A 24,046-nucleotide genomic window follows, 5' to 3' on the forward strand; every position below is an offset into this window, starting at 1 on the left:
ATCGTGATCGAGCATGCCCTTTTATTGGAGAGATTACATGCCGTCGTTCGACGTGGTATCCGAACTGGACAAACACGAAGTCACCAACGCGGTCGAGAACGCCGTCAAGGAACTCGATCGTCGTTATGACCTGAAAGGCAAAGGCACCTTCGAGTTCAAGGAAAAGGACCTGACCGTCAACCTGACCGCTGAAGCCGATTTCCAGCTCGAAGCGATGATTGAGATCCTCAAGCTGGCCCTGGTCAAGCGCAAAATCGACGTGCAGTGCCTTGAAGTCAAGGATGCCTATGCGTCGGGCAAGCTGATGAAGCAGGAAGCGGTCCTCAAGGAAGGCATCGACAAAGAGCTGGCGAAGAAAATCGTCGCTCATGTCAAAGACGCCAAGCTCAAGGTTCAGGCTGCTATTCAGGGTGAGCAGGTGCGCATTACCGGCAAGAAGCGTGATGACTTGCAGGAAGCCATCGCGGCCCTGCGCGCCAAGACTTTCGATATGCCGCTGCAGTTCAACAACTTCCGCGACTGACCTTTCAGGCGGGAACCTTGTGGGAGCGAGACCGGCCCTCTTCGCCGGCGAGCCGGTCTCGCTCCCACCCGGATTGTGCTTAACCCAGGAGAATGTAGATGGATTTGAATACTGAAGTGGACAACCTGGTCAAGGCGTCTCAAGCCTGGATTCCGATGATCATGGAATACGGCAGCCGCGTGCTGCTGGCGGTGATCACCCTGGCCATCGGCTGGTGGCTGATCAACAAGGTGGCGCAAAAGCTCGGCGGCCTGCTGGCGCTGCGTAACGCCGACCTCGCGCTGCAAGGGTTCATCAGTAGCCTGGCAAACATCATTCTCAAGGTTCTGCTGATCGTCAGCGTGGCATCGATGATCGGGGTGGAAACCACTTCGTTCGTCGCGGCCATCGGTGCGGCAGGTCTGGCCATCGGCCTGGCCTTGCAGGGCAGCCTGGCGAACTTCGCGGGTGGTGTGTTGATTCTGTTGTTCCGCCCGTTCCGCATTGGTGACTGGATCGAAGCTCAAGGTGTTGCCGGCACTGTCGACAGTATTCAGATCTTCCACACCGTCCTGCGCACCGGCGATAACAAAACCATCATCGTGCCGAACGGCAACCTGTCGAACGGCATCATCACCAACACTAACCGTCAACCGACGCGCAAAGTAGTGTTCGACGTGGGTGTGGATTACGAAGCGGACTTGCAGAAGGCCCGTGAGGTGTTGTTGGAACTGGCCAAAGATCCACGCGTATTGGCAGATCCGGTACCTCAAGCAGTGGTTTCTACTCTGGGTGACAGTTCAATCACGCTTTCGCTTCGGGTCTGGGTAAAGACTGCGGATTATTGGGACGTAATGTTCATGTTTAACGAACAGTCCCGTGATCGTTTGAAAACTGCCGGTGTTGATGTTCCGTTGCCACAGCGGATGATTCGTGTGGTTCAGGAGTCTGCGGTGCAGTGATTGTTTTTTGATCATGTCTGACTCTTTGGTCAGGCAAGTTCCTCACGGATTTGATCGTTTTAACGCATTGTTTGTAGCCAACGAAAAAAGGCCCATCCGAAGATGGGCCTTTTTTTGATTACCGCGAACTAACTTTCTGCAATTACAGAATGTTGAGCGGGTAGTCGGTGATCAGGCGGAACTCAGAGATATCGCCTTCGCCTTCGTCAGCATTGGCGGAGTGCCATGCTTGACGGATGCGGAACGACAGATCTTTAGCCGGGCCGGATTGAACGACGTATTTAACTTCCACGTTGGTTTCGTGGTGTTTGCCGTCTGCACCGTACAGACCAGCGTAAGCGCTGCCTGCTGGAGTGTTGGTGCCGTCGATGTCCCAACCTTTCACGTAACGGGTCATGAAGCTCAGACCAGGTACGCCGTATTCGGCCATTTTCAGGTCGTAACGGGCTTGTACCGACTTCTCGCCAGGGGCGTTGAAGTCAGAGTACTGGATGGAGTTGGCGAGGAAGATCGAGTCGCCACCGCGGTTGTTTTTACCCACACCGATGTAGTCGAACGGGGTATCGCCGTTCACTTTCTGGAAGCCCAGGGTCAGGGTATGCGCTTTCAGGAACGAGAAAGCAGCAGCCAGGGAGTAGGCGTTGTTGCTGATTTCGCCTGCTTTAGCGTTACCGGTGTCCTTGGTGTTGTAGTAGTTGCCGTCGAAGTTCAGCGACTGATCGCCACCCAGTGGGAGGGTGTAGTTCGCGTTGGCGTAGTACTGGTTCCAGACGTCTTCAAGCTTGGCACCGTAGAGCGAGAAGCTCAGGTTGTCGGTAACGCCATATTTGCCGCCGAAGTAGTCGATGGAGTTGGCTTTCACGCCAGCGTAAGTAGCCCACAGGTCGCCGTCACGGGCGTTGCTGTCCTGGCTGGTCGCCGAGTAGAAGTGGCCGCCTTCGAGGTCAAGGTCTTTGACTTCGCTGCTCTGCAGTTGGATACCGCTGGCAGTTTGGTGAAGGATACGGGAACCGCCAACAGCGAACACCGGAGAGGTGCTTGGCTGCATGTCGCCGACTTTCAGCTCGGTCTTGGAGATGCGGAACTTGGCGGCAGCGCCGGCTTTGCCCTGGCTGTTGTTGACTTCGCCATCAGAGTCCACCGACATGTTACCGGTGCCTGCATATTTGTCGGAACCGTCCAGCTTAATGGCCAGTTGGCCCCAAGCTTCAACGCCAACACCGATCAGACCTTGGGTGTAGCCAGAGCTGAACATGCCCTGAATGCCCTGGGTCCAGTCTTTGTCGTCGGTTGCGCCGTCGGTCTTGTTACGGTTGTAGTAGTAGTTGCGAACCAGCAAGTCGAGCTTGCTGTCTTCAACAAAACCTTTGGCTTCTGCCTGGTCGCTTACGAAAGGTGCGGCTACTGCCAACTGAGTACTGGCTGCTGCTGCAACTGCCAGTGCGATCATGCTCCACTTCATCACGCGCATCGTGATTTGCTCCTTTGGTTTTAGAAGAGTACTGCCGTCCCACCTGATTTATTATCTGGGCGGCTCTTTCTTTTTGTGTCGGCGCAAACTTATATCACGCCGACCATGTTGGCGATACTTGCGCATCTAACGTTTCAGCTTCTTTACGACCCTGTCGCAAACGGCTTGGTAGATGTCGCAAATTTACAGCCTCGACGCAAGCGGACTGACAACTTTTAACGTTGTTTTCCAAGGCCTGAGCATCGGTAAAAAGAGTCCCTGGTGAAACGCTTGAATCTCCATCGGGCAACCCTGCCACTGTTTTTATTTGCCTTAAGGCGTCCACTTCCAGCGGACGCTTTAGAGGCGATGTGGGTGTGAATGCAACAAGCGTGCACAAATCAGAATCCTGCTGTTTTTTTTTCTGAAAGCCTGCCTGTCACTGTAAAAACCTCATAAAACCGGGGTGTTCAAGCACGTTTTGTTCGGGCTTGACGCCATGGTTTGCATCGTGTTGTACCCTCGTGGTCGACTGCGTGACAACCCCAAACGTTACCGGTTCACCCCGCCAGTGAGTAAATGGCGGATACCTGACCGACTCAGCGTAGACGCACTGTGCGGTTTTGGTGCAAAAAAATTTAATCGCTGTACTGAATTCATACAGTGCGGCCGTTTGCCAAATTCGAACGCGTCGTTGTTTATCAGTCAGTTCGGTACTTTTTGCGTGGACGTCGGTTCTGTAATGGTGCGTCCTGCGCGAAAATGACTCATGTCGGGGCGCGCGACCGGTCGTTTGTGTTTTCTCGGGGTGGCTTCGACAATGGTTCGTCGTGAAGCCAGCGGCGTTCGCAGGTATGCTGCCGTCCTGTCGCTTGGTGCGCCGTCTCTCGGGAGGGACGCTAAGCTGAAAATGATAACCAGGCGGGAGTGCGCGCAGTGTTCGCTTTAGATCCACGACTTCAACAAGACACGTTACCGATCGGGGATTTCCCATTGTGCCGGCTGCTGCTGTCCAATGATTCGAACTACCCCTGGTTCATTCTGGTGCCACGTCGCGACGATATCAGTGAGATATTTCAGTTGGATGTCGCAGATCAACAGCAGCTGTGGCAGGAAACGACCGCACTGGCGGAAATGCTCAAGGACTCGTTCGACGCGGACAAGTTGAATGTCGCGGCCCTGGGTAACGTCGTCAGTCAGTTGCACATGCATGTGATTGTGCGCAAGCGTGAGGACGCCGCCTGGCCGGCGCCAGTCTGGGGTAAACACCCGGCCAAGCCTTATAACTCAGAGCAGATCGCGTTGATTCGCGAACGGTTGCGCCTGGTATTGACTGATGATTTTACGTTTCTGGAGGGTTGAATCATGAGCCTGGAAGATCGCGTTACCGATCTGGAGAGCCAGCTGGCGTTTCAGGATGACACAATCCAGGCATTGAGTGATGTGCTGGCGACGCAGCAGCGTGCGGTTGAGCGCCTGCAACTGCAAATGGCGGCATTGCTCAAGCGGCAAGAAGAAATGGCCGGTCAATTCGAGACGTTTGAAGAAGAAGCGCCACCGCCGCACTACTGAGTGTGACCAGCAGACGGGCAACAAAAAACCGCGAACAGCCAGGCTGTTCGCGGTTTTTTTTAGCCTTGAATCAGCGACGCGGCAGAGCGGCGATCACATCTTCGGCTTGCAGGCCCTTGTCACGGTTCATGACAGAGAACTCAACACGCTGGCCTTCGACCAGAACACGATGACCTTCGCCACGAATGGCCCGGAAATGCACGAAAATATCATCGCCGGAATCACGGGAAATAAAGCCGAAGCCTTTAGAGGTGTTGAACCACTTTACGGTACCGGTATCGCGGTTGCTCATGTCATAGCTTGGCGAGGCGGCGGCCGGTGAAGATTTGTAGAAACTGATGGCCAGGTGCAGAAAAACGGCAATCAGGGCAGCGACCAGGCTGAACAGAACAGCAGGTTGACCGGCAATGACAGGCATCGGCGCGATCAGCGTCAGGGTTTGCAGGACGACGGCCAGAACCAGCAGGGCGCTGACCAGGTTTTGCAGTTGATGACGCGGGCCTTTGTTCCAGTAAGGGATAACAGGAGCGAGGGTGAGGTTGAGCAGGCCGAAAAAGGCCAGGTACAGCGCATCAGGTTGTTGCAGGTAAGGTACGGCTTCGGATCGCAGGCTAGGGATGAAGGACAACAGCAAGGCTGCTGCGCCCATTAGCAGGTGGACAATTTTCAACATTTTGAGTAACTCACGTTAAGACGGATCACAAGGAAGAGCTGATTGAGCACGGTTCGCTTCAGAACAATAAGAGGCGTTGGACACGTACCCGGTACCAGCCTATGCGCAGCCCCCGGAAAATAGGCGGTAGCGACACACTGCCTATTTAACAGCAAAGCCTGCGGCTACTCAAATCAGGCAGTCCAGCGGTGCTGTGAGGGTCGATTTGTCGCAGGTAGCTGGAGAATTCCGGGCTGCCTGACCCAGCGTATGCAAGTCCACGAGAAAACCGCGTGGATGCTGCGCGCCCTGTCTTCTCGTGACTTTAAATGTCTTTCTGTCGAATGATATTACGCCCAGGCGTGTAGGAAATTATCTGGAGTAGGACGGTCTCCATGATCGCCCTTCAGTTGTTGGCTTATCCTACGTTGATGGTCATAAAGTCATCTGGATATAACTTTGCGCCTGCGCTTTTATAGAGAAACAGCTTGTTGCTCATATAAAAAAGCAAGGATGGCAAAGGAGTGTCAACGATATGGATTACGAAGACAGGCGAAGCGAGGGGGGTGGCGGTCCGGTCAAGGAGATAAGGATCGATCCATTTGTCAGTGAATTTGATATGGGCCTGGCCCAGCCTTTATCCCGATCAGTGCGGTTGAATGGTTTTGCAACCTGTTTGCGGCTTGAGCAGGTCTATTGGGATATTTTGGGTGACATGGCCAAGGTCAACTGCTGTACGGTCAGTGCGCTGTTGTCCCATGTGGACCGCGAGGTGCATTTACGTCACGGCGGGGTCAAGAACTTCACCGGGCTGGTGCGGGTTGTGTGCGTCGTGCACAGCCTGAAGGAAGGCGGCTGCGTCGCCATGCCTTAGCCACAGGGGTGGAATGGGTAGAGTGTCGGTCTGTGCAGTCTTACGGCTGCACAGGCTGCATTTAATGGATATAATCCCGCTCTTTGCCGCAAAACCCAGCGTGTGCGGTAGCAATCTGATCGCCGAGACAACCCCCATGCCGATGTACGACTATCAATGTGCTTCCTGTGGTCATCAGTTGGAAGCCATTCAAAAGATCAGCGCAGCACCGCTGGTCGACTGCCCTGCCTGCCAGGCGCCAGAGCTTAAGAAGATGCTGTCCATGCCGGGCTTTCGCCTTAGCGGCACCGGCTGGTACGAAACCGATTTCAAGACCGGTTCCAAGAAGAATCTGGCCGGCGGCGACAAAGCTGACTAGGGTCTTGAACCTGAGTTGAACGACACGTGCGAGCTCTTGCATCATCTGGCGCCTTTCACAAGGGCAGGATATGAGCAAGGTCTCCAACCGAATTTCGAATTACGAGAAGCGAAACCACTACCATGATGCGCAGCCATTATTGCGGCCAACTGAACGAAAGCCTGGAAGGCCAGGAAATTACCCTTTGCGGATGGGTTCACCGTCGCCGTGACCACGGTGGGGTGATTTTCCTCGATATCCGTGATCGTGACGGTCTGGCCCAGGTGGTGTTCGACCCGGACCGCGCTGAAACCTTCGCCGCCGCCGATCGTGTGCGCAGCGAGTACGTGGTCAAGGTCACCGGCAAGGTTCGCCTGCGTCCGGCCGGTGCCGGCAACGCCAACATGGCGTCGGGCATGATCGAAGTGCTGGGCTACGAGCTGGAAGTATTGAACGAAGCGGAAACCCCGCCGTTCCCGCTCAACGAGTTCTCCGACGTCGGCGAAGAAACCCGCCTGCGTTATCGCTTCATCGACCTGCGTCGTCCGGAAATGCTCGAGAAGCTGCGTCTGCGTTCGCGCATGACCACCAGCATCCGTCGCTTCCTGGACGAGAACGGCTTCCTCGATGTCGAGACGCCGATTCTGACCCGCGCCACGCCAGAAGGCGCTCGCGACTACCTGGTGCCGAGCCGTACTCACGCAGGTAGCTTCTTCGCCTTGCCGCAATCGCCACAACTGTTCAAGCAGCTGCTGATGGTCGCCGGCTTCGACCGTTACTACCAGATCGCCAAGTGCTTCCGCGACGAAGATCTGCGCGCCGACCGTCAGCCGGAATTCACCCAGATCGACATCGAGACCAGCTTCCTCGATGAAAAAGAGATCATGGGCATCACCGAACAAATGATCCGCAACCTGTTCAAGGAAGTGCTGGATCTGGAATTCGGCGACTTCCCGCACATGACCTTCGAAGAGGCCATGCGTCGTTACGGTTCCGACAAGCCGGACCTGCGTAACCCGCTGGAACTGGTTGACGTTGCCGATCAACTGAAAGAAGTCGACTTCAAGGTGTTCAGTGGCCCTGCCAACGACCCGAAATGCCGCGTTGCCGCTCTGCGCGTTCCAGGCGCGGCAAGCATGCCGCGCAAGCAGATCGACGACTACACCAAGTTCGTCGGCATCTACGGTGCCAAGGGCCTGGCGTACATCAAGGTCAACGAGCGCGCCAAAGGCGTTGAAGGTCTGCAATCGCCGATCGTCAAGAACATCCCTGAAGCCAACCTCAATGTGATCCTTGATCGCGTTGGCGCGGTTGACGGCGACCTCGTGTTCTTCGGTGCCGACAAAGCCAAGATCGTCAGCGAAGCCCTGGGCGCGCTGCGGATCAAGGTCGGTAACGATCTGAACCTGCTGACCTGCGAGTGGGCACCGATGTGGGTTGTCGACTTCCCGATGTTCGAAGAGAACGACGACGGCAGCTTCACTGCCTTGCACCACCCGTTCACCGCGCCGAAGTGCACCCCGCAAGAACTGGAAGCCAACCCGGCGACCGCTCTGTCCCGTGCCTACGACATGGTACTGAACGGCACTGAGCTGGGTGGCGGTTCGATCCGTATCCACCGCAAGGAAATGCAACAGTCGGTGTTCCGTCTGCTGGGTATCAGTGAGGCGGAACAGGAAGAGAAATTCGGCTTCCTGCTCGACGCCCTGAAATACGGCGCGCCGCCGCACGGTGGCCTGGCCTTCGGTCTGGACCGTCTGGTGATGCTGATGACCGGTGCCCAGTCGATCCGTGAAGTGATCGCCTTCCCGAAAACCCAGAGCGCCGCTTGCGTCATGACTCAGGCGCCGGGTGTGGTAGATGCCAAGGCATTGCGCGAACTGCACATTCGTCTGCGCGAAACGCCTAAAGCTGAGTAAGGCTGACCAGAAGGGCGCATCTTCGGATGCGCCCTTTCTTTATAGAGTGGTCGAGATTTTTATTTGCCGGCTGGCGCGTCATGGCGTGGCGGGCAATGTTTCAAAGAGAATTCGGAGCGAGATATGGCGGGTCATTCCAAGTGGGCGAACATCAAGCACCGCAAAGAACGTCAGGATGCCAAGAAGGGCAAGATTTTCACCAAGTGGATTCGTGAACTGACCGTTGCTGCCCGTCAGGGCGGTGGTGATCCGGGTTCCAACCCGCGTTTGCGTCTGGCGCTGGACAAGGCCCTCGGTGCGAACATGAGCCGCGACATTATTGATCGCGCAGTCGCCCGCGGCGCCGGTGCTGCCGATACCGACGACATGGTCGAGCTGAGCTACGAAGGCTACGGCCCGGGCGGCGTGGCGGTGATGGTCGAGTGCATGACCGACAACCGCAATCGCACCGCCGCCGCTGTTCGCCACGCGTTCAGCAAGTGCGGCGGCAACCTCGGTACAGACGGTTCGGTGGCCTATCTGTTCGAGCGCAAGGGGCAGATTTCCTTCGCGCCGGGCGTCGATGAAGATGCGCTGATGGAAGCGGCGATGGAGGCCGATGCCGATGACGTGGTGACCCACGAAGACGGCTCCATCGACGTATTCACCTCGTTCGCCGGTTTCTACTCGGTGCGTAACGCGCTGGAAGCGGCCGGTTTCAAAGGTGATGACGCGGAAATCGTGATGCTGCCGACGACCAGTGCCGAACTGGATCTGGAAGGCGCCGAGAAGGTTCTCAAGCTGATCGACATGCTTGAAGACCTGGATGACGTGCAGAACGTGTATTCCAACGCCGACATTCCAGAGTCGGTGGCCGCACAGCTCGGTTAAGGGCAACTAATATTCAATGTGGGAGCGGGCTTGCTCGCGAATGCGGATTTTTAGGCAACATAGTTGCTGAATGTGAAACCGTATTCGCGAGCAAGCCCGCTCCCACATTTGTTATTCGTTGTATTGAATATCGTGCTTTTACTTGATCCGCAGGCGTTATGACTTTAATTCTTGGTATCGACCCCGGTTCGCGCATTACCGGTTATGGCGTGGTGCGTGATACCGGGCGTGGTTGCGTGTACGTGGCGTCGGGCTGCATTCGCACAGGTTCCGGCGAGCTGCATGAACGTCTGCAAATCGTCTATCGTGGCGTGCGCGAAGTCATCCAGACCTACGGCCCGGTGACCATGGGCATCGAAAAGGTCTTCATGGCGCGCAACGCCGATTCTGCGCTGAAACTTGGCCAGGCCCGCGGCGCAGCCATCGTCGCCGGCGCTGAAGAAAGCCTGGAAATCGCTGAGTACACCGCGACCCAGGTCAAGCAGGCGGTGACCGGGACCGGCGCGGCGAATAAAGAACAGGTGCAAATGATGGTCATGCACATGTTGAAACTGACCAGCAAACCGCAAATCGATGCCTCGGACGCCCTGGCCATTGCCATTTGCCATGCTCACACCCGTTCCAGCCTGTTACCCCATGGCTTGGGTACGGCACGCAGTCGTGGCGGGCGCCTGCGTCTCTGATAGCATCAGCAATCATTTTTTATGGAACGAGGGTTTTGCGCCTGTGTCGTCGGCGTAAACCCTTGTTCTGTCAGTCGCCAGCACTGCTCTGGCCAACGCTCAAGGATCTGAAACGTGATTGGACGCTTGCGCGGCACACTGGCTGAGAAACAGCCGCCGCACCTGATTCTGGATGTAAACGGTCTGGGGTATGAGCTGGAAGTGCCCATGACCACGCTGTATCGCTTGCCGTCGGTCGGTGAACCGCTGACCTTGCACACCCATTTGGTCGTACGCGAAGACGCGCAGTTACTCTATGGCTTCTTCGGCAAGCGCGAGCGAGACTTTTTTCGCGAGTTGATCCGTCTCAATGGTGTAGGGCCGAAACTGGCCCTGGCCCTGATGTCGAGCCTGGAAGTCGATGAACTGGTCCGCTGCGTACAGTCCCAGGACACCTCGGCACTGACCAAGGTGCCGGGCGTGGGGAAGAAGACTGCCGAGCGTTTGCTGGTGGAACTCAAGGATCGCTTCAAGGCGTGGGAGACTGTACCGGCGATGTTCGCGTTGGTACCAAACCAGCCGGGTGGGCCAGATACGACGCCGGTCGCCACCGCTGAAAATGACGCGGTCAGCGCGCTGATCTCCCTGGGCTACAAGCCGCAGGAAGCCAGCAAGGCGATTTCTGCGATCAAGGAGAAAGGTTTGAGCAGTGAAGACATGATTCGTCGTGCCCTGAAGGGAATGATCTAAGTGATTGAAGCTGATCGTCTGATTACCGCCACACCTGGCCCTCGTGACCGCGAGGAAGTCCAGGATCGGGCGATTCGTCCTGTCAGCCTGGCCGAATACATTGGCCAGCCGACCGTTCGCGAGCAAATGGAGTTGTTCATCCAGGCTGCCCGTGGGCGCAATGAATCCCTGGACCACACGCTGATTTTCGGTCCGCCGGGTCTGGGTAAAACCACCCTGGCCAACATCATCGCCCAGGAAATGGGGGTTTCGATCAAGAGTACTTCGGGCCCGGTGCTTGAGCGTCCGGGTGATCTGGCTGCGCTGCTGACCAATCTTGAGCCACACGACGTGCTGTTCATCGACGAAATCCATCGGCTCTCGCCGATCGTCGAAGAAGTGCTGTACCCGGCCATGGAAGATTTCCAGCTCGACATCATGATCGGCGAAGGGCCGGCCGCGCGCTCGATCAAGCTTGATCTGCCGCCGTTCACCCTGGTCGGTGCGACGACGCGGGCGGGGATGCTGACCAATCCGCTGCGCGACCGTTTCGGCATCGTCCAGCGCCTGGAGTTCTACAACACCGCCGACCTGGCAACGATTGTCAGTCGCTCGGCGAATATCCTCGGCTTGCCCCTGGACCCGGAAGGTGCTTTCGAAATCGCCCGCCGTGCCCGTGGTACGCCGCGGATCGCCAACCGCTTGCTGCGCCGGGTTCGGGATTTTGCCGAAGTTCGCGCCAAGGGCCACATCACCAAGCCGATCGCCGACCTGGCATTGAACCTGCTGGATGTCGACGAGCGCGGCTTCGATCACCAGGATCGACGTCTGTTGTTGACCATGATCGAGAAGTTCGACGGTGGGCCGGTCGGGGTCGATAGCCTCGCCGCAGCCATCAGTGAAGAGCGCCACACCATTGAAGACGTGCTGGAGCCGTACCTGATCCAGCAGGGCTACATCATGCGTACGCCGCGGGGGCGGGTGGTGACCCGGCATGCGTACCTGCACTTCGGTTTAAACATTCCGTCACGATTGGGCGAGATGCCCGTGGTAGACGAGTTCCTCGATGCCGTGGACGATTAATAACCTTTGCGCGCTGATTTATTCGGGGTTTGTGCGGTCTCAGGACCGTACTTTCGCCAGAAAGCCGTGAATCAATGAAAAACAGTTGCCTGGCCGGATTGGCAACCTGAGGAGTAAGCACTAGAGTATGCGCGCGCAAAACGGGCTTGAGCCTTTCGCACTTCGTTGTCGCGTTTATTACGAGGACACCGATGCGGGCGGCATCGTGTATTACGTCAATTACCTCAAGTTTATGGAACGGGCTCGAACCGAGCGGCTCCGGGAGCTGGGCTTTGCCCAATCCCAGCTTGCAGGCGAGGACCTGTTGTTCGTCGTGCATTCCAGCGAAGCGCGCTACCACGCGCCGGCGCGACTGGATGACGAACTGCTGGTAAGCGCTGAAGTAATCGAATTGAACCGTGTCAGCCTGCGCTTCAAACAGCAGGTCAGGCGAGCCACGGATAATGCGCTGCTCTGCGAAGGGCAGTTTCTGGTGGCCTGTGTGCGCACTGAAAGTTTAAAACCCCGGGCCATTCCCGAAGCTCTACGTGCGGCCTTTGCCGACGTGAGCGGCGCGGGTACACACTCAAAGCAGGAGATAAAGCGTGGAAGCTAACGTCGTCGACCATTCCTCCATGTGGAGCCTGGTCAGCAATGCCAGTATCGTGGTGCAACTGGTAATGCTGATCCTGGTAGCCGCATCGGTGACCTCATGGATCATGATCTTTCAGCGCAGCAACCTGCTGCGCGCCGGTCGACGTGCCCTGGAGAGCTTTGAAGAGCGCTTCTGGTCGGGTATCGACCTGTCCAAACTCTACCGTCAGGCCGGCAGCAACCCTGATCCGGATTCGGGCGTAGAGCAGATCTTCCGTGCCGGTTTCAAGGAATTCTCCCGTCTGCGCCAGCAGCCAGGCGTTGACCCGGAAGCGGTCATGGAAGGCGTGGCCCGTGCCATGCGCGTCGCCATTTCCCGCGAAGAAGAAAAGCTCGAGCAGAGCCTGCCGTTCCTCGCGACCGTAGGTTCCGTCAGCCCGTACATCGGTCTGTTCGGTACCGTCTGGGGGATCATGAACTCCTTCCGTGGTCTGGCAACTGCCCAGCAAGCAACCCTGGCCACTGTGGCTCCAGGTATTGCCGAGGCACTGATTGCAACCGCGATCGGTCTGTTCGCCGCCATCCCGGCCGTTATCGCTTACAACCGTTTTGCTGCTCGCAGTGAAACCCTGCTGGGCCGTTACTACACCTTCGCCGATGAATTCCAGGCGATCCTGCACCGCAAAGTGCACACCAGCGAAGAATAAGCAGGTAATTTCCAATGGCTTTAATCGCTCGAGCTCGCAAAAAGCGCAAGCCGGTTGCCGAGATGAACGTGGTGCCTTACATCGACGTGATGTTGGTGCTGCTGGTCATCTTCATGGTGACCGCACCGATGCTCAATCAGGGCGTGAAAGTTGATCTGCCCAAGGTTTCCAGTGAAGCCTTGCCGCAGGACAACAACACCCAGGTCCTGACCATTTCGATCAAGGCTGACAAGACCTACTACTGGAATCTTGGCAGCGAAGTCGACACTGAAAAGCAACAGGACAAGGCCATGACCTTGCCGCAGATGACTGACGCCGTGACCAAAATCATTCGCGCCGGCACTGAAGGTGGCAAGCGTACCCAGGTGTTCATCCGCGGCGACAAGACCGTCGACTACGGTTCCGTCATGGGCGCCATGGGCGGGTTGCAGAAAGCCGGGGTCGGTAATGTTGGCTTGATTACCGAGGCACCCTGATGCAGCAAATGCGAGAGCCGTCCGCCTCGGAAAGCTACTTCTGGCCTAGTGTCTGGGCGCTTGTCTTGCACGTGCTGGTTTTCGGCATGCTGTTTGTCAGTTTCGCCTTCACGCCCGAACTGCCGCCGGCCAAGCCGATCGTGCAGGCGACCCTGTACCAGCTGAAATCGAAAAGTCGGGCGACCACCCAGACCAATCAGAAGATTGCGGGTGAGGCGCAGAAATCTGCTGCGCGCCAGACCGAAGTCGAACAGATGGAACAGAAAAAGATCGAGCAGGAAGCGATCAAGGCCGCGGAACAAAAGAAGGAAGATGCGGCTCAAAAAGCCGAAGAATCCAAAAAGGCCGACGAGACGAAGAAAGCGGAAGAGGCTAAAAAGGCTGATGAAGCCAAGAAAGCCGATGAAGCGAAGAAGACCGCCGAAGCCAAAAAGGCCGAAGAGAAACAATTGGCTGATATAGCCAAGAAGAAGTCTGAAGAAGAAGCCAAGAAAGCAGCTGAAGAAGAGGCCAAGAAAGCGGCCGCTGAAGAAGCGAAGAAAAAGATCGTCGAAGACGCGAAGAAGAAAGCCGCGGAAGACGCCAAGAAGAAATCTGAAGCTGAAGACGCGAAGAAGAAAGTCGCGGAAGACGCGAAGAAGAAAGCTGCTGCCGATGCTGCGAAGAAAAAATCGCAGGAAGCGTCGCGTAAGTCCGCCGAAGAGAAAAAGGCTCAGGCCCTGGCAGATTTGCTTTCCGACACGCCGCAGCGTCAGCAGGCCTTGGCGGATGAGCAGGGTGACGAAGTCGCCGGTAGTTTCGATGATCTGATCCGTGCTCGTGCAGCGGAAGGCTGGGCTCGTCCACCTTCGGCCCGCAAAGGCATGACGGTCGTGTTGCAAATCGGCATGTTGCCGGACGGTACGGTGACTTCGGTCGGCGTGGCCAAGTCCAGTGGCGATGGTCCGTTCGACGCTTCGGCTGTAGCAGCGGTGAAGAATATTGGACGTTTGACAGAAATGCAGGGAATGAAGCCGAGCGATTTCGCTCCGTATCGTTCATTCAAGATGACATTCACACCTGAGGATCTAGCCTTGTGAGAAACCTTCTTCGAGGAATGCTTGTCGTTATCTGCTGCATGGCAGGGATAGCGGCAGCCGATGAAAAAAACATTCTGGTCACCAGCGGCAGTGATCGGGCCACCCCGATCGCAGTCGTTCCGTTTGGCAACCAGGGCGGCAGCGTGCTGCCGGACGACATGGCCGAAATCATCGGTAACGACCTGCGCAACTCGGGTTACTACTCGCCGATTCCAAAACAGAACATGATCAGCCAGCCAAGCCAGGCCAGCGAAATCATCTTCCGTGACTTCAAGGCGCTGGGCGCCCAGTACGTCATGGTCGGCAGCATTGCTCCTGCGGGCGGTCGCCTGCAGGTCCAATATGCACTGTTCAACGTCGCCACCGAGCAGCAAGTGCTGACCGGCAGCGTGTCGGGTAGCGTCGATCAACTGCGCGACATGTCGCACTACATTGCGGACCAGTCGTTCGAAAAACTCACCGGTATCAAAGGTGCGTTCTCGACTCGTCTGCTGTACGTGACGGCTGAGCGTTTCTCCGAGAAGAACACTCGCTACACGCTGCAACGTTCGGACTATGACGGTGCCCGTGCCGTGACCCTGCTGCAATCGCGCGAGCCGATCCTGTCGCCGCGTTTCGCACCGGACGGCAAGCGCATCGCTTATGTGTCGTTCGAGCAGAAGCGTCCGCGTATCTTCATGCAGAACATCGACACCGGTCGCCGTGAGCAGATCACCAACTTCGAAGGCCTGAATGGCGCGCCAGCATGGTCGCCTGATGGCAATCGTCTGGCATTCGTACTGTCGAAAGACGGTAACCCGGACATCTACGTGATGAACCTGGGTTCGCGTCAGATCACGCGTGTCACTAACGGTCCTGGCATCAACACTGAACCGTTCTGGGGTAAAGATGGTTCGACCATCTATTTCACCTCTGACCGTGGCGGCAAGCCGCAGATCTACAAAACCAGCGCAGGCGGTGGTGGTGCGGAACGTGTGACCTTTATCGGTAACTACAACGCCAACCCTAAGCTTTCGGCTGACGAAAAGACCCTGGTGATGATCCATCGTCAGGAAGGTTTCACTAATTTCAAGGTGGCGGCCCAGGATTTGCAGCGCGGAAGCGTAAAAATCCTCACTGATAGCACTCTGGACGAGTCGCCTACTGTTGCGCCCAACGGCACCATGGTAATCTACGCCACCCGCCAGCAGGGCCGGGGAGTCTTGATGCTCGTGTCCATTAATGGACGCGTAAGGCTCCCGCTTCCTACCGCACAAGGCGAAGTCAGAGAACCTTCCTGGTCCCCTTACCTGAACTGACGCGGCGCTACACGTTGTACTTAACACATTGGGGTTCATTAGGAGTTTCACGATGGAAATGCTGAAGTTTGGTAAATTTGCTGCGCTGGCTCTGGCCATGGCTGTAGCTGTAGGTTGCTCGTCCAAAGGCGGCGACAATGCCGGTGAAGGCGCTGTAGATCCAAACGCTGGTTACGGCGCAAACACTGGCGCAGTTGACGGCTCCCTGAGCGAAGAAGCTGCTCTGCGCGCAATCACCACTTTCTACTTCGAATACGACAGTTCGGACCTGAAGCCAGAAGCCATGCGCGCTCTGGACGTTCACGCCAAGGACCTGAAAGCAAACGGCGCTCGCGTTGTTCTGGAAGGCAACACCGACGAACGTGGTACTCGTGAGTACAACATGGCACTGGGCGAGCGTCGTGCGAAAGCCGTTCAGCGTTACCTGGTACTGCAAGGTGTTTCCCCAGCTCAGCTGGAACTGGTTTCCTACGGCGAAGAGCGTCCAGTTGCTACCGGCAACGACGAGCAGTCCTGGGCTCAAAACCGTCGCGTCGAACTGCGTAAGTAATTCGTCATGCGAACGTGCCGTCGTGCTGTAACTGTTTTGGCTCTCAGCCTCGCACCGCTTGCGGTGTGGGCTGCGGTTCCTGTGGTCGATAACGACTCCGGCTATAACAATAGCGGGACTAGTAATCCGCCTGCGGGTTACGGTACGAACGGCGCCTATGCCGGGGGAGGGGTTTCGGCCCCTGTCTCGGCACAGGGCGAGCTGTTCAACCAACTGCAATCAATGCAGGAGCAGATATCGCGCCAACAAGGCATCATCGAAGTTCTGCAAAATGATGTAGCGCGCATGAAGCAAGAGAACCTGGAGCGATATCAGGATCTTGATCGGCGCATAGGAACCGGCGTTGCACCAGCCGCGACTCCTGATAATTCTTCCACCGGTGGCAGTTTGAATGCCCCCGGTGCAGCAGCGGGCGCAGCCGCAGGAGCGGCAGCCGCTCAAGCACCTGCCGCGGGTAGCGAACCGGCTGATCCGGCGAAGGAAAAACTGTATTACGATGCAGCCTTCGACCTGATCAAAGCCAAGGATTTCGACAAGGCCAGCCAGGCTTTTGCCGCATTCCTGCGCAAGTACCCGAACAGTCAGTACGCGGGTAATGCCCAGTACTGGTTGGGCGAAGTGAATTTGGCCAAAGGCGATCTGCAAGGTGCAGGTCAGGCTTTTGCCAAGGTTTCGCAACTGTATCCCAAGCATCCAAAAGTGCCTGACTCGCTGTACAAGCTCGCTGATGTAGAACGCCGCCTCGGTCATCCCGACAAGGTCAAAGGCATTCTGCAACAGGTTGTGTCCCAATATCCGGGCACTTCCGCCGCTCAGCTGGCCCAGCGTGATCTGCAAAAAATGTAAGGGCAGCTTGACCCGTTTTGAAGAAACCCGCGCTTGTCGCGGGTTTTTTCGTTAGAATTCACGCCCTTTTTATGAAACACGCTTTTTGGGATCTACGCGGTGGCGGGGTTCCTTGAAGTGCCTGACGGAGGCGGACAGCCTGTTTAGCTGTTATGCCCGTGGCGACTATGCAAGACACATTGAGAATCACCGAAGTTTTCTACTCGTTGCAGGGTGAAACGCGGACTGCCGGGCTGCCCACTGTTTTTGTGCGCCTGACCGGTTGCCCATTGCGTTGCCAATACTGCGACAGCGCTTATGCATTCACTGGCGGCACCATTCGCACGCTCGACGACATTCTTGAGCAAGTGGCCGGCTTTCGTCCGCGTTACGTCTGTGTCACCGGCGGCGAGCCGCTGGCACAACCCAACGCTATCCCATTGCTCAAGCAGTTGTGTGACGCCGGTTACGAGGTCTCGCTGGAAACCAGCGGTGCCCTGGATATCTCGGCGGTCGATCCTCGGGTCAGTCGCGTTGTCGACTTGAAAACCCCAGGCTCGAAAGAAGCCCACCGCAACCGCTACGAGAACATCGAACTGCTCACGCGCAACGATCAGGTGAAGTTTGTCATCTGCTCGCGGGAAGACTATGACTGGGCTGTGTCCAAGCTGATCCAGTACGGTCTGGATCAGCGAGCGGGTGAAGTCCTGTTCTCGCCAAGTCACCATGACCTTAATGCTCGGGATCTGGCTGACTGGGTGGTGGCGGACAACCTGCCAGTGCGTCTGCAATTGCAGTTGCATAAATATCTGTGGAATGACGAGCCGGGGCGCTGAAATGACTGAACAACTGAACACTACAGAAAAACGTGCAGTCATCTTGCTGTCCGGCGGCCTCGACTCGGCGACCGTCGTGGCGATGGCTCGTGCTGAAGGTTACAGCTGCTACACCATGAGCTTCGATTACGGTCAGCGGTCTCAAGCAGAGTTGCACGCCGCTGCACGCGTTGCCCGTGACCTGGGTGTGGTCGAGCATAAGGTGATCGGTCTCAACCTGAACGGTATGGGCGGCTCCGCACTGACTGACAGCAGCATCGACATTCCGGAGGAGCTGGGGGAGGGCATTCCAGTCACTTACGTGCCGGCGCGCAACACGGTATTCCTGTCGCTGGCGTTGGGCTGGGCTGAAGTGCTCGGTGCCCGCGACATCTTCATCGGTGTCAACGCGGTGGATTACTCCGGTTACCCGGACTGCCGTCCCGAGTTCATCGAGTCCTTCGAGCGCATGGCCAATCTGGCGACCAAGGCCGGTGTAGAAGGCAATGGTTTCCGTATTCAGGCGCCACTGCAGAACCTGAGCAAGGCACAGATCGTCCAGGCAGGCGTGAAGCTGGGTGTTGATTACGGGCTGACTGTTTCCTGCTATCAGGCCGACGATAACGGCCGTGCATGCGGCAAATGCGACAGCTGCCGCCTGCGTGCAGAAGGCTTCGCGGCGGCCGGAATCAGCGACCCAACACCTTATTTTTGATTTATTTCAAATTAGGTGTTGAATAGTCCTTAAAAATCAGTATTATACGCGCCACCACACAGCGGGTCGTTAGCTCAGTTGGTAGAGCAGTTGGCTTTTAACCAATTGGTCGTAGGTTCGAATCCCACACGACCCACCATTTTTGTAGCAGTTTTAAAAGTCTGGAAGGCCCACGCAAGTGAGGATTTCCGGATTTTTTTTTGCTCGCGATTTGAGCTTGCCCGGTTCCGGGCTGCAGCCCGTGACGCAGGTCAGAATCATCTTTTGCATCCACGGGATATTCTGTAGCCTTGCGCAGCTTCAACGTTGTCCGTGCCTGATGATACTCACTTTCCCGGCGGTACCCTGAAGGGGTCGGAGCCGGGTGTATACTCGACTTTCGCGCGAAAGCGCCTGCAGGTCTTGCGAACATGACGCAGATTTCCGAACGCCTTCTGGTTCAAGCCCACCTCGACGCCAAACAGCCCAAGCCGCTGACTGCCGAGGAAGAGGCCTATTACCGTGCCGCCATCGCTGCCGAGCTCAAGGCTCAGAACGCGGTGCTGGTTGCTCACTTCTATTGCGATCCGGTCATTCAGGCCCTGGCCGAAGAAACCGGTGGTTGCGTCTCCGACTCGCTGGAGATGGCTCGCTTCGGCAGTGCTCACCCGGCCAAGACCGTGGTGGTCGCCGGTGTGAAGTTCATGGGCGAGACCGCCAAAATCCTCAACCCTGAAAAACGCATCCTGATGCCGACCCTGGAAGCGACCTGCTCGCTGGACCTGGGTTGCCCGGTGGACGAGTTCTCGGCGTTCTGTGATCAGCACCCGGAACGTACCGTGGTGGTTTATGCCAACACGTCGGCGGCGGTCAAAGCCCGGGCGGATTGGGTGGTGACTTCAAGCTGTGCGCTGGAGATCGTCGAAAGCCTGATGGATAACGGCGAAACCATCATCTGGGGCCCGGACAAACACCTGGGCACCTACATCCAGCGCCAGACCGGTGCAGACATGCTGCTGTGGGACGGTGCCTGCATCGTTCACGAAGAGTTCAAGTCCAAGCAACTCGAAGACATGAAGGCGCTGTACCCTGACGCAGCGATTCTGGTGCACCCAGAGTCGCCGACGTCGGTGATCGAGTTGGCGGATGCCGTCGGCTCCACCAGTCAGTTGATTGCGGCAGCGCAGAGCCTGCCAAACAAGACCTTTATCGTCGCCACTGATCGCGGCATCTTCTACAAGATGCAGCAGCTGTGCCCGGACAAGGTCTTCATCGAAGCACCAACGGCCGGTAACGGCGCAGCATGCCGCAGTTGCGCACATTGCCCGTGGATGGCGATGAATACCCTTGAGCGCACGCTGAAGAGCTTGAAGGAAGGGACTAACGAGATCTTTGTCGATCCAGCGCTGATTCCGCAAGCGATTCGGCCGCTCAAGCGCATGCTCGACTTCACCCAGGCGGCGCGGATGAAATTGGCCGGCAACGCCTGATTCGCCGACAGTGAGCCAAAAAAAACGCCCCGATTTGATCGGGGCGTTTTTGCATCTGCTGGATTACTTGGTTTTCTTTGGAATCCGCACAAGCTGGGTATTGGAGTAGATGTCATGCCAGCTGCGTTTCTGTTTATCAAACAGCGACCAGAAGAAACCCAGGCCGACGCACAGCAAGGACGCGATCGACACCACAAAGCGCAGCAACGCCTGCCACAGGCTGATGGATGAGCCGTCGGCGTTTTGCACGCGTATGCACCAGACCTGCATACCCAGGGTCTGGCCGGACCAGGTCCAGAACTTGGCGAAGAAGCCGAACAAAACAAACAGCAGCACCGTTGATAGCAGTGGATCGCCGTCCAGCGCGCCGGCTTCTGTCAGGGTGCGCATCTTGTCTTCGCCGATGATCGCCATCTGGATCATCTTGTAAATGCCGCTGGTGACGATCAGCAGGGCGGTACACAACAAGAAGTCATAGAACATCGCTGCCAGGCGACGGCCCAGGGTGGCGGCGGGAAAGTCGCCCTGGGGGTTGAGCAGGTGTTTCGACATGGCAGCCTCTGGACGGAAAAAAGAAGCCATTTTACGGATTTACGCGCACAAAAAAGCCCCTGATGTCAGCATCAGGGGCTTTTTCGTTACAGAAGATCAGGCTTCTGCTTGTACTTCGTCAGCCTGCATGCCTTTCTGGCCTTGCACAGCAACGAAAGTCACTTTCTGGCCTTCTTTCAGGCTCTTGAAGCCGTTGCCCTGAATAGCGCGGAAATGCACGAACAGATCCGGACCGCTTTCTGGAGTGATAAAACCAAAACCTTTCTCGTCGTTAAACCACTTGACGGTACCGCTCTGACGTTGGGACATTTCTTATTTCCTTTGACGCAAAAATTAATGACAGCCTCCTTCTTGTGAAAGAGTACTGGGGCTGGTTGCAGGAGAGTAAGAAGACGTCGAACGGGATGTAGCTAACTTGTAGGCTACTGCCCAGGTCACGATTCCAAGCGACCCATGCAAACACAGTGAACAAACTCTACGCCAACTACGGGAGAAAAAACAAGCCCTGTGGAGGGCCCGGATTTGCTCGCGTCGGGGCGTTTATGCCGCAACTAGTGTTGGCTTATGCAATCGCCGTGTTCAATTGTTTTCGATCGTTATAAGCAACGTTCATAAACGAAGCTGACAGGTAAAGTGGTGCACTGTTTTATGGCGGTTGCGTTACACATTAGTGCGCTGTTAACGCAACCGCGTTACTTATAGAAACAGTCAATCAGCCGCGGTAGTAGCGTTGTGGAACAAATGGCATTTTGCTTACAAGCAAAGGCACCTTTTTCCCACGAACAATCGCCCATACCGGCGTATCGAGAGCGATATAAGCACTGTCGACGTAACCCATCGCCAAGGGGCCGCCCAAGGTCGGACCGAAGCCACCGCTGCAAACCGCGCCAATGATGTCGCCTGCTTCATTGACGATCTCTGCACCTTCGCGCACCGGCGTGCGTTCCTGAGGCAACAGGCCAACGCGCTTGCGGCTGACACCGGCTTGTTGCTGTCCGAACACGGTTTCTGCGCCAGGGAAGCCGCCGGCACGTGCGCCATCAGCGCGACGAGGCTTGGAGATGGCCCACAGCAGGCTGGCTTCGATCGGGGTGGTCTCGGTGTTCATGTCGTGGCCGTAGAGGCACAGGCCGGCTTCCAGGCGCAGTGAGTCACGAGCGCCAAGGCCGATGGCCGCCACTTCAGGTTCGGCCAGCAGGGCGCGAGCCAGGGCTTCGGTATCGGCGGCCGGCACGGAGATTTCGTAACCGTCTTCACCGGTGTAACCCGAACGGCTGACAAAGCAGTCCACACCCAGCAGTTTTACGCGGGCGAATTGCATGAAGGTCATCTTCGCCACTTCAGGTGCCAGGCGCGCGAGTACGGTGACGGCAGCCGGACCTTGCAGCGCCAGCAGGGCGCGTTCTTCAAACAGCGGCTCGATCGTGCACTGGTCGCCGATGTGTTTGCGCAGATGCGCCAGGTCCTGGTCCTTGCAGGCGGCGTTGACCACCAGGAACAGTTCGTCGTTACCCAGGTTGGCGACCATCAGGTCGTCGAGGATGCCGCCGGTCTCGTTGGTGAACATCGCGTAACGCTGCATGCCCACCGGCAGGTCGATGATGTCGACCGGCACCAGGCTTTCCAGCGCCTTGGCGGCATTGGCGCCGGTCAAGCGGATCTGGCCCATGTGCGAGACATCGAACAGCCCGGCCTGATCGCGGGTGTGCTGGTGTTCTTTCATCACGCCCAGCGGGTATTGCACCGGCATGTCGTAGCCGGCAAACGGCACCATGCGGGCGCCGAGTTCGATGTGCAGTGCGTGCAGCGGGGTTTTCGACAGTTGTTCGGTGGACATATTCAGCTCCTGAAAAAGTGTGCAGATGTGCGTAAACATCAGCACTCGATAATGTTGACCGCCAAACCGCCACGGGCGGTTTCCTTGTATTTGCTTTTCATGTCGGCGCCGGTCTGGCGCATGGTGCGGATGACTTTGTCGAGGGAGACGAAGTGCTGACCGTCGCCGCGCAGGGCCATGCGCACCGCATTGATCGCCTTGACCGAGCCCATGGCGTTGCGCTCGATGCAAGGCACTTGCACCAGCCCGCCAATCGGGTCGCAGGTCAGGCCGAGGTTGTGTTCCATGCCGATTTCCGCGGCGTTTTCCACTTGCTGTACGGTGCCGCCGAGAACTTCGCACAGGGCGCCGGCGGCCATGGAGCACGCCACGCCGACTTCACCCTGACAGCCGACTTCTGCGCCGGAAATCGAGGCGTTTTCTTTATAGAGAATGCCGATCGCGGCGGCGGTCAGCAGAAAACGCACGACGCCGTCTTCGTTGGCGCCGGGGATGAAGCGCATGTAGTAATGCAAAACAGCGGGGACGATCCCTGCCGCACCGTTCGTAGGCGCGGTCACCACGCGCCCGCCGTTGGCGTTTTCTTCGTTGACCGCCAAGGCGTAGAGGTTGACCCAGTCCAGCACCGACAGCGGATCGCGCAGAGACGATTCCGGGTTTTTGCACAGTTGTCGATGCAGCGCGGCCGCCCGGCGTTTGACCTTCAAACCACCAGGAAGGATGCCTTCGTTACGACAACCGGCGTCGACGCAGTCCTGCATCACTTGCCAGATTTTCAGCAGGCCGGCGCGGGTTTCCGCTTCCGGGCGCCAGGCACTTTCGTTGGTCAGCATCACCTGGCTGATCGACAGACCATAGGTGGCGCAGTGACCGAGCAAGTCCTTGGCGCTTTTGAACGGGAAGGTCAGTGGTGTGGCGTCTTCGACGATACGGTCAGCGCCGGCGGCGTCTTCATCGACCACAAAACCACCGCCGACCGAGTAGTACTCGCGGCTGCGGATTTGTATGCCTGCCGCATCGAAGGCGCGAAAGATCATGCCGTTGGGGTGATAGGCCAACGGTTTGCGGATCATCGCCAAATGTTCTTTCTCGTTGAACGCAATGCTGTGTTCGCCGAGCAGGTTCAAGCGACCATTGCCGCGAATCTCTTGCAGACGGGCGGCGACGGTTTCGGTGTTCACGGTATCCGGGTGTTCGCCTTCCAGGCCCAGCAACACAGCCTTGTCGCTGCCGTGGCCTTTACCGGTGGCGCCGAGTGAGCCGTAGAGCTCGACTTTGACGCAGGTGGTCGCGGCCAGCAGTCCTTCACGACGCAGACCTTCAGCGAAACGTGCCGCAGCACGCATCGGGCCGACGGTGTGGGAGCTGGAGGGGCCGATGCCAATTTTGAACAGGTCGAACACGCTTAACGACATGGTTGTTCTCCGGTTTCTTGTTATAGGAATGGCGGAATCTGGGTTTTGCACGGACCCCTGTGGGAGCGGGCTTGCTCGCGAATGCGGTGGGTCAGGCAACATTGAGGGTGACTGATCCACCGC

27 protein-coding genes and 1 tRNA gene are annotated in these 24,046 nt (G+C 57.1%); 22 read left to right on the plus strand and 6 right to left on the minus strand.

Translation table 11 applies throughout. The annotated features are described in order from the left end of the window. Positions 1 to 37 precede the first annotated feature (37 nt). Positions 38 to 523 carry a YajQ family cyclic di-GMP-binding protein gene (locus KGB23_RS06145; RefSeq protein ID WP_007906601.1) on the plus strand — a complete coding sequence of 162 codons (486 nt, stop codon included), beginning with the start codon at positions 38 to 40 and terminating at the stop codon, positions 521 to 523. 98 nt (positions 524 to 621) lie between these two features. After that, the gene (locus KGB23_RS06150) at positions 622 to 1,464 is read left to right on the plus strand and encodes a mechanosensitive ion channel family protein (RefSeq protein WP_223430312.1); all 843 of its coding nucleotides are present in this window, start codon (positions 622 to 624) and stop codon (positions 1,462 to 1,464) included. A gap of 142 nt (positions 1,465 to 1,606) precedes the next feature. Here KGB23_RS06150 and KGB23_RS06155 read toward each other — a convergent pair whose 3' ends face one another. After that, positions 1,607 to 2,935 carry an OprD family porin gene (locus KGB23_RS06155; RefSeq protein WP_150658535.1) on the minus strand — a complete coding sequence of 443 codons (1,329 nt, stop codon included), beginning with the start codon at positions 2,933 to 2,935 and terminating at the stop codon, positions 1,607 to 1,609. 915 nt (positions 2,936 to 3,850) lie between these two features. On the opposite strand from KGB23_RS06155, the gene KGB23_RS06160 reads away from it, so the two are divergent. Both KGB23_RS06160 and KGB23_RS06165 read left to right on the plus strand, forming a co-directional pair. Next, positions 3,851 to 4,276, plus strand: coding sequence for an HIT domain-containing protein (locus tag KGB23_RS06160; RefSeq protein ID WP_150658534.1), 426 nt, complete (start codon positions 3,851 to 3,853; stop codon positions 4,274 to 4,276). Positions 4,277 to 4,279: 3 nt separating this feature from the next. Next, positions 4,280 to 4,486: a SlyX family protein gene (locus KGB23_RS06165; RefSeq protein ID WP_056741397.1), complete on the plus strand. Its 207-nt coding sequence runs from the start codon at positions 4,280 to 4,282 to the stop codon at positions 4,484 to 4,486. Between the two features lie 70 nt (positions 4,487 to 4,556). Here KGB23_RS06165 and KGB23_RS30220 read toward each other — a convergent pair whose 3' ends face one another. Then, the gene (locus tag KGB23_RS30220) at positions 4,557 to 5,159 is read right to left on the minus strand and encodes a cold-shock protein (protein ID WP_056741398.1); all 603 of its coding nucleotides are present in this window, start codon (positions 5,157 to 5,159) and stop codon (positions 4,557 to 4,559) included. A 514-nt stretch (positions 5,160 to 5,673) separates the two neighbouring features. Between KGB23_RS30220 and KGB23_RS06175 the strand changes: the two genes are divergently transcribed. The 18 genes from KGB23_RS06175 (at position 5,674) to nadA (ending at position 20,119) form a co-directional block, all read left to right on the plus strand. Next, positions 5,674 to 6,012, plus strand: coding sequence for a ribbon-helix-helix domain-containing protein (locus tag KGB23_RS06175; protein ID WP_150658533.1), 339 nt, complete (start codon positions 5,674 to 5,676; stop codon positions 6,010 to 6,012). 136 nt (positions 6,013 to 6,148) lie between these two features. Next, positions 6,149 to 6,370 carry an FmdB family zinc ribbon protein gene (locus tag KGB23_RS06180; protein WP_010457489.1) on the plus strand — a complete coding sequence of 74 codons (222 nt, stop codon included), beginning with the start codon at positions 6,149 to 6,151 and terminating at the stop codon, positions 6,368 to 6,370. 122 nt (positions 6,371 to 6,492) lie between these two features. Further along, positions 6,493 to 8,268 carry an aspartate--tRNA ligase gene (gene aspS / locus KGB23_RS06185; protein ID WP_223430313.1) on the plus strand — a complete coding sequence of 592 codons (1,776 nt, stop codon included), beginning with the start codon at positions 6,493 to 6,495 and terminating at the stop codon, positions 8,266 to 8,268. 123 nt (positions 8,269 to 8,391) lie between these two features. Further along, positions 8,392 to 9,138: a YebC/PmpR family DNA-binding transcriptional regulator gene (locus KGB23_RS06190; protein WP_056741401.1), complete on the plus strand. Its 747-nt coding sequence runs from the start codon at positions 8,392 to 8,394 to the stop codon at positions 9,136 to 9,138. Positions 9,139 to 9,296: 158 nt separating this feature from the next. Next, positions 9,297 to 9,821, plus strand: a complete 525-nt coding sequence (ruvC, locus tag KGB23_RS06195) for a crossover junction endodeoxyribonuclease RuvC (protein ID WP_008147379.1) — start codon at positions 9,297 to 9,299, stop codon at positions 9,819 to 9,821. A gap of 114 nt (positions 9,822 to 9,935) precedes the next feature. Further along, positions 9,936 to 10,550: a Holliday junction branch migration protein RuvA gene (gene ruvA / locus KGB23_RS06200; protein ID WP_046049661.1), complete on the plus strand. Its 615-nt coding sequence runs from the start codon at positions 9,936 to 9,938 to the stop codon at positions 10,548 to 10,550. Then, the gene (ruvB, locus tag KGB23_RS06205; protein ID WP_046049660.1) at positions 10,551 to 11,612 is read left to right on the plus strand and encodes a Holliday junction branch migration DNA helicase RuvB; all 1,062 of its coding nucleotides are present in this window, start codon (positions 10,551 to 10,553) and stop codon (positions 11,610 to 11,612) included. Between the two features lie 127 nt (positions 11,613 to 11,739). Then, entirely contained in the window at positions 11,740 to 12,207 is a 468-nt protein-coding gene (gene ybgC / locus KGB23_RS06210) for a tol-pal system-associated acyl-CoA thioesterase (protein WP_084318967.1), read from the plus strand. After that, positions 12,197 to 12,892 (plus strand): protein TolQ, encoded by a 696-nt coding sequence (tolQ, locus tag KGB23_RS06215; protein WP_008147369.1) that lies wholly within the window; start codon positions 12,197 to 12,199, stop codon positions 12,890 to 12,892. The genes ybgC and tolQ overlap by 11 nt, the downstream gene beginning before the upstream one ends. 23 nt (positions 12,893 to 12,915) lie before the next feature. Then, positions 12,916 to 13,368 carry a protein TolR gene (gene tolR / locus KGB23_RS06220; RefSeq protein ID WP_161807482.1) on the plus strand — a complete coding sequence of 151 codons (453 nt, stop codon included), beginning with the start codon at positions 12,916 to 12,918 and terminating at the stop codon, positions 13,366 to 13,368. Beyond that, positions 13,368 to 14,447: a cell envelope integrity protein TolA gene (tolA, locus tag KGB23_RS06225; RefSeq protein WP_223430314.1), complete on the plus strand. Its 1,080-nt coding sequence runs from the start codon at positions 13,368 to 13,370 to the stop codon at positions 14,445 to 14,447. The genes tolR and tolA overlap by 1 nt, the downstream gene beginning before the upstream one ends. A 17-nt stretch (positions 14,448 to 14,464) precedes the next feature. Then, complete coding sequence (tolB, locus tag KGB23_RS06230; protein ID WP_166675809.1) at positions 14,465 to 15,745, plus strand: Tol-Pal system beta propeller repeat protein TolB; 1,281 nt, start codon at positions 14,465 to 14,467, stop codon at positions 15,743 to 15,745. A 52-nt stretch (positions 15,746 to 15,797) separates the two neighbouring features. Next, positions 15,798 to 16,295, plus strand: coding sequence for a peptidoglycan-associated lipoprotein Pal (gene pal / locus KGB23_RS06235; RefSeq protein WP_003178634.1), 498 nt, complete (start codon positions 15,798 to 15,800; stop codon positions 16,293 to 16,295). A 6-nt stretch (positions 16,296 to 16,301) separates the two neighbouring features. Further along, positions 16,302 to 17,141: a tol-pal system protein YbgF gene (gene ybgF / locus KGB23_RS06240; RefSeq protein ID WP_223430315.1), complete on the plus strand. Its 840-nt coding sequence runs from the start codon at positions 16,302 to 16,304 to the stop codon at positions 17,139 to 17,141. A gap of 167 nt (positions 17,142 to 17,308) precedes the next feature. Further along, positions 17,309 to 17,956, plus strand: a complete 648-nt coding sequence (gene queE, locus KGB23_RS06245) for a 7-carboxy-7-deazaguanine synthase QueE (RefSeq protein WP_129437837.1) — start codon at positions 17,309 to 17,311, stop codon at positions 17,954 to 17,956. 1 nt (position 17,957) lies between these two features. Continuing rightward, positions 17,958 to 18,650 (plus strand): 7-cyano-7-deazaguanine synthase QueC, encoded by a 693-nt coding sequence (gene queC / locus KGB23_RS06250; protein WP_046049656.1) that lies wholly within the window; start codon positions 17,958 to 17,960, stop codon positions 18,648 to 18,650. Positions 18,651 to 18,713: 63 nt separating this feature from the next. After that, a tRNA-Lys gene (locus KGB23_RS06255) sits at positions 18,714 to 18,789 on the plus strand. A 271-nt stretch (positions 18,790 to 19,060) separates the two neighbouring features. Then, the gene (gene nadA, locus KGB23_RS06260) at positions 19,061 to 20,119 is read left to right on the plus strand and encodes a quinolinate synthase NadA (RefSeq protein ID WP_223430316.1); all 1,059 of its coding nucleotides are present in this window, start codon (positions 19,061 to 19,063) and stop codon (positions 20,117 to 20,119) included. A 63-nt stretch (positions 20,120 to 20,182) separates the two neighbouring features. Here the strand turns inward: nadA and KGB23_RS06265 are convergent, their stop codons facing one another. The 4 genes from KGB23_RS06265 to KGB23_RS06280 all read right to left on the minus strand — a co-directional run bounded on the left by KGB23_RS06265 (position 20,183) and on the right by KGB23_RS06280 (position 23,923). Next, positions 20,183 to 20,671, minus strand: coding sequence for an RDD family protein (locus tag KGB23_RS06265; RefSeq protein ID WP_150658528.1), 489 nt, complete (start codon positions 20,669 to 20,671; stop codon positions 20,183 to 20,185). Positions 20,672 to 20,767: 96 nt separating this feature from the next. Then, the gene (locus KGB23_RS06270; RefSeq protein WP_003175786.1) at positions 20,768 to 20,980 is read right to left on the minus strand and encodes a cold-shock protein; all 213 of its coding nucleotides are present in this window, start codon (positions 20,978 to 20,980) and stop codon (positions 20,768 to 20,770) included. A 403-nt stretch (positions 20,981 to 21,383) separates the two neighbouring features. Further along, positions 21,384 to 22,508: a glycine cleavage system aminomethyltransferase GcvT gene (gene gcvT / locus KGB23_RS06275; protein ID WP_223430317.1), complete on the minus strand. Its 1,125-nt coding sequence runs from the start codon at positions 22,506 to 22,508 to the stop codon at positions 21,384 to 21,386. Positions 22,509 to 22,546: 38 nt separating this feature from the next. Further along, the gene (locus KGB23_RS06280) at positions 22,547 to 23,923 is read right to left on the minus strand and encodes an L-serine ammonia-lyase (protein WP_095132678.1); all 1,377 of its coding nucleotides are present in this window, start codon (positions 23,921 to 23,923) and stop codon (positions 22,547 to 22,549) included. Between the last annotated feature and the right edge of the window lie 123 nt (positions 23,924 to 24,046).

It is taken from the genome of Pseudomonas sp. GL-B-26 (genome assembly GCF_019947405.1).
GTDB lineage: Bacteria > Pseudomonadota > Gammaproteobacteria > Pseudomonadales > Pseudomonadaceae > Aquipseudomonas.

Bases quoted from the DNA above. Each gene is read 5' to 3' on its own strand.
- KGB23_RS06145 (WP_007906601.1), top strand. From the start codon at position 38: ATGCCGTCGTTCGACGTGGTATCCGAACTGGACAAACACGAAGTCACC.
- KGB23_RS06150 (WP_223430312.1), top strand. From the start codon at position 622: ATGGATTTGAATACTGAAGTGGACAACCTGGTCAAGGCGTCTCAAGCC.
- KGB23_RS06155 (WP_150658535.1), bottom strand. From the start codon at position 2,935: ATGCGCGTGATGAAGTGGAGCATGATCGCACTGGCAGTTGCAGCAGCA.
- KGB23_RS06165 (WP_056741397.1), top strand. From the start codon at position 4,280: ATGAGCCTGGAAGATCGCGTTACCGATCTGGAGAGCCAGCTGGCGTTT.
- KGB23_RS30220 (WP_056741398.1), bottom strand. From the start codon at position 5,159: ATGTTGAAAATTGTCCACCTGCTAATGGGCGCAGCAGCCTTGCTGTTG.
- KGB23_RS06175 (WP_150658533.1), top strand. From the start codon at position 5,674: ATGGATTACGAAGACAGGCGAAGCGAGGGGGGTGGCGGTCCGGTCAAG.
- KGB23_RS06180 (WP_010457489.1), top strand. From the start codon at position 6,149: ATGCCGATGTACGACTATCAATGTGCTTCCTGTGGTCATCAGTTGGAA.
- aspS (WP_223430313.1), top strand. From the start codon at position 6,493: ATGATGCGCAGCCATTATTGCGGCCAACTGAACGAAAGCCTGGAAGGC.
- KGB23_RS06190 (WP_056741401.1), top strand. From the start codon at position 8,392: ATGGCGGGTCATTCCAAGTGGGCGAACATCAAGCACCGCAAAGAACGT.
- ruvC (WP_008147379.1), top strand. From the start codon at position 9,297: ATGACTTTAATTCTTGGTATCGACCCCGGTTCGCGCATTACCGGTTAT.
- ybgC (WP_084318967.1), top strand. From the start codon at position 11,740: ATGCGCGCGCAAAACGGGCTTGAGCCTTTCGCACTTCGTTGTCGCGTT.
- tolA (WP_223430314.1), top strand. From the start codon at position 13,368: ATGCAGCAAATGCGAGAGCCGTCCGCCTCGGAAAGCTACTTCTGGCCT.
- tolB (WP_166675809.1), top strand. From the start codon at position 14,465: ATGCTTGTCGTTATCTGCTGCATGGCAGGGATAGCGGCAGCCGATGAA.
- pal (WP_003178634.1), top strand. From the start codon at position 15,798: ATGGAAATGCTGAAGTTTGGTAAATTTGCTGCGCTGGCTCTGGCCATG.
- ybgF (WP_223430315.1), top strand. From the start codon at position 16,302: ATGCGAACGTGCCGTCGTGCTGTAACTGTTTTGGCTCTCAGCCTCGCA.
- queE (WP_129437837.1), top strand. From the start codon at position 17,309: ATGCAAGACACATTGAGAATCACCGAAGTTTTCTACTCGTTGCAGGGT.
- queC (WP_046049656.1), top strand. From the start codon at position 17,958: ATGACTGAACAACTGAACACTACAGAAAAACGTGCAGTCATCTTGCTG.
- nadA (WP_223430316.1), top strand. From the start codon at position 19,061: ATGACGCAGATTTCCGAACGCCTTCTGGTTCAAGCCCACCTCGACGCC.
- KGB23_RS06265 (WP_150658528.1), bottom strand. From the start codon at position 20,671: ATGTCGAAACACCTGCTCAACCCCCAGGGCGACTTTCCCGCCGCCACC.
- KGB23_RS06270 (WP_003175786.1), bottom strand. From the start codon at position 20,980: ATGTCCCAACGTCAGAGCGGTACCGTCAAGTGGTTTAACGACGAGAAA.
- gcvT (WP_223430317.1), bottom strand. From the start codon at position 22,508: ATGTCCACCGAACAACTGTCGAAAACCCCGCTGCACGCACTGCACATC.
- KGB23_RS06280 (WP_095132678.1), bottom strand. From the start codon at position 23,923: ATGTCGTTAAGCGTGTTCGACCTGTTCAAAATTGGCATCGGCCCCTCC.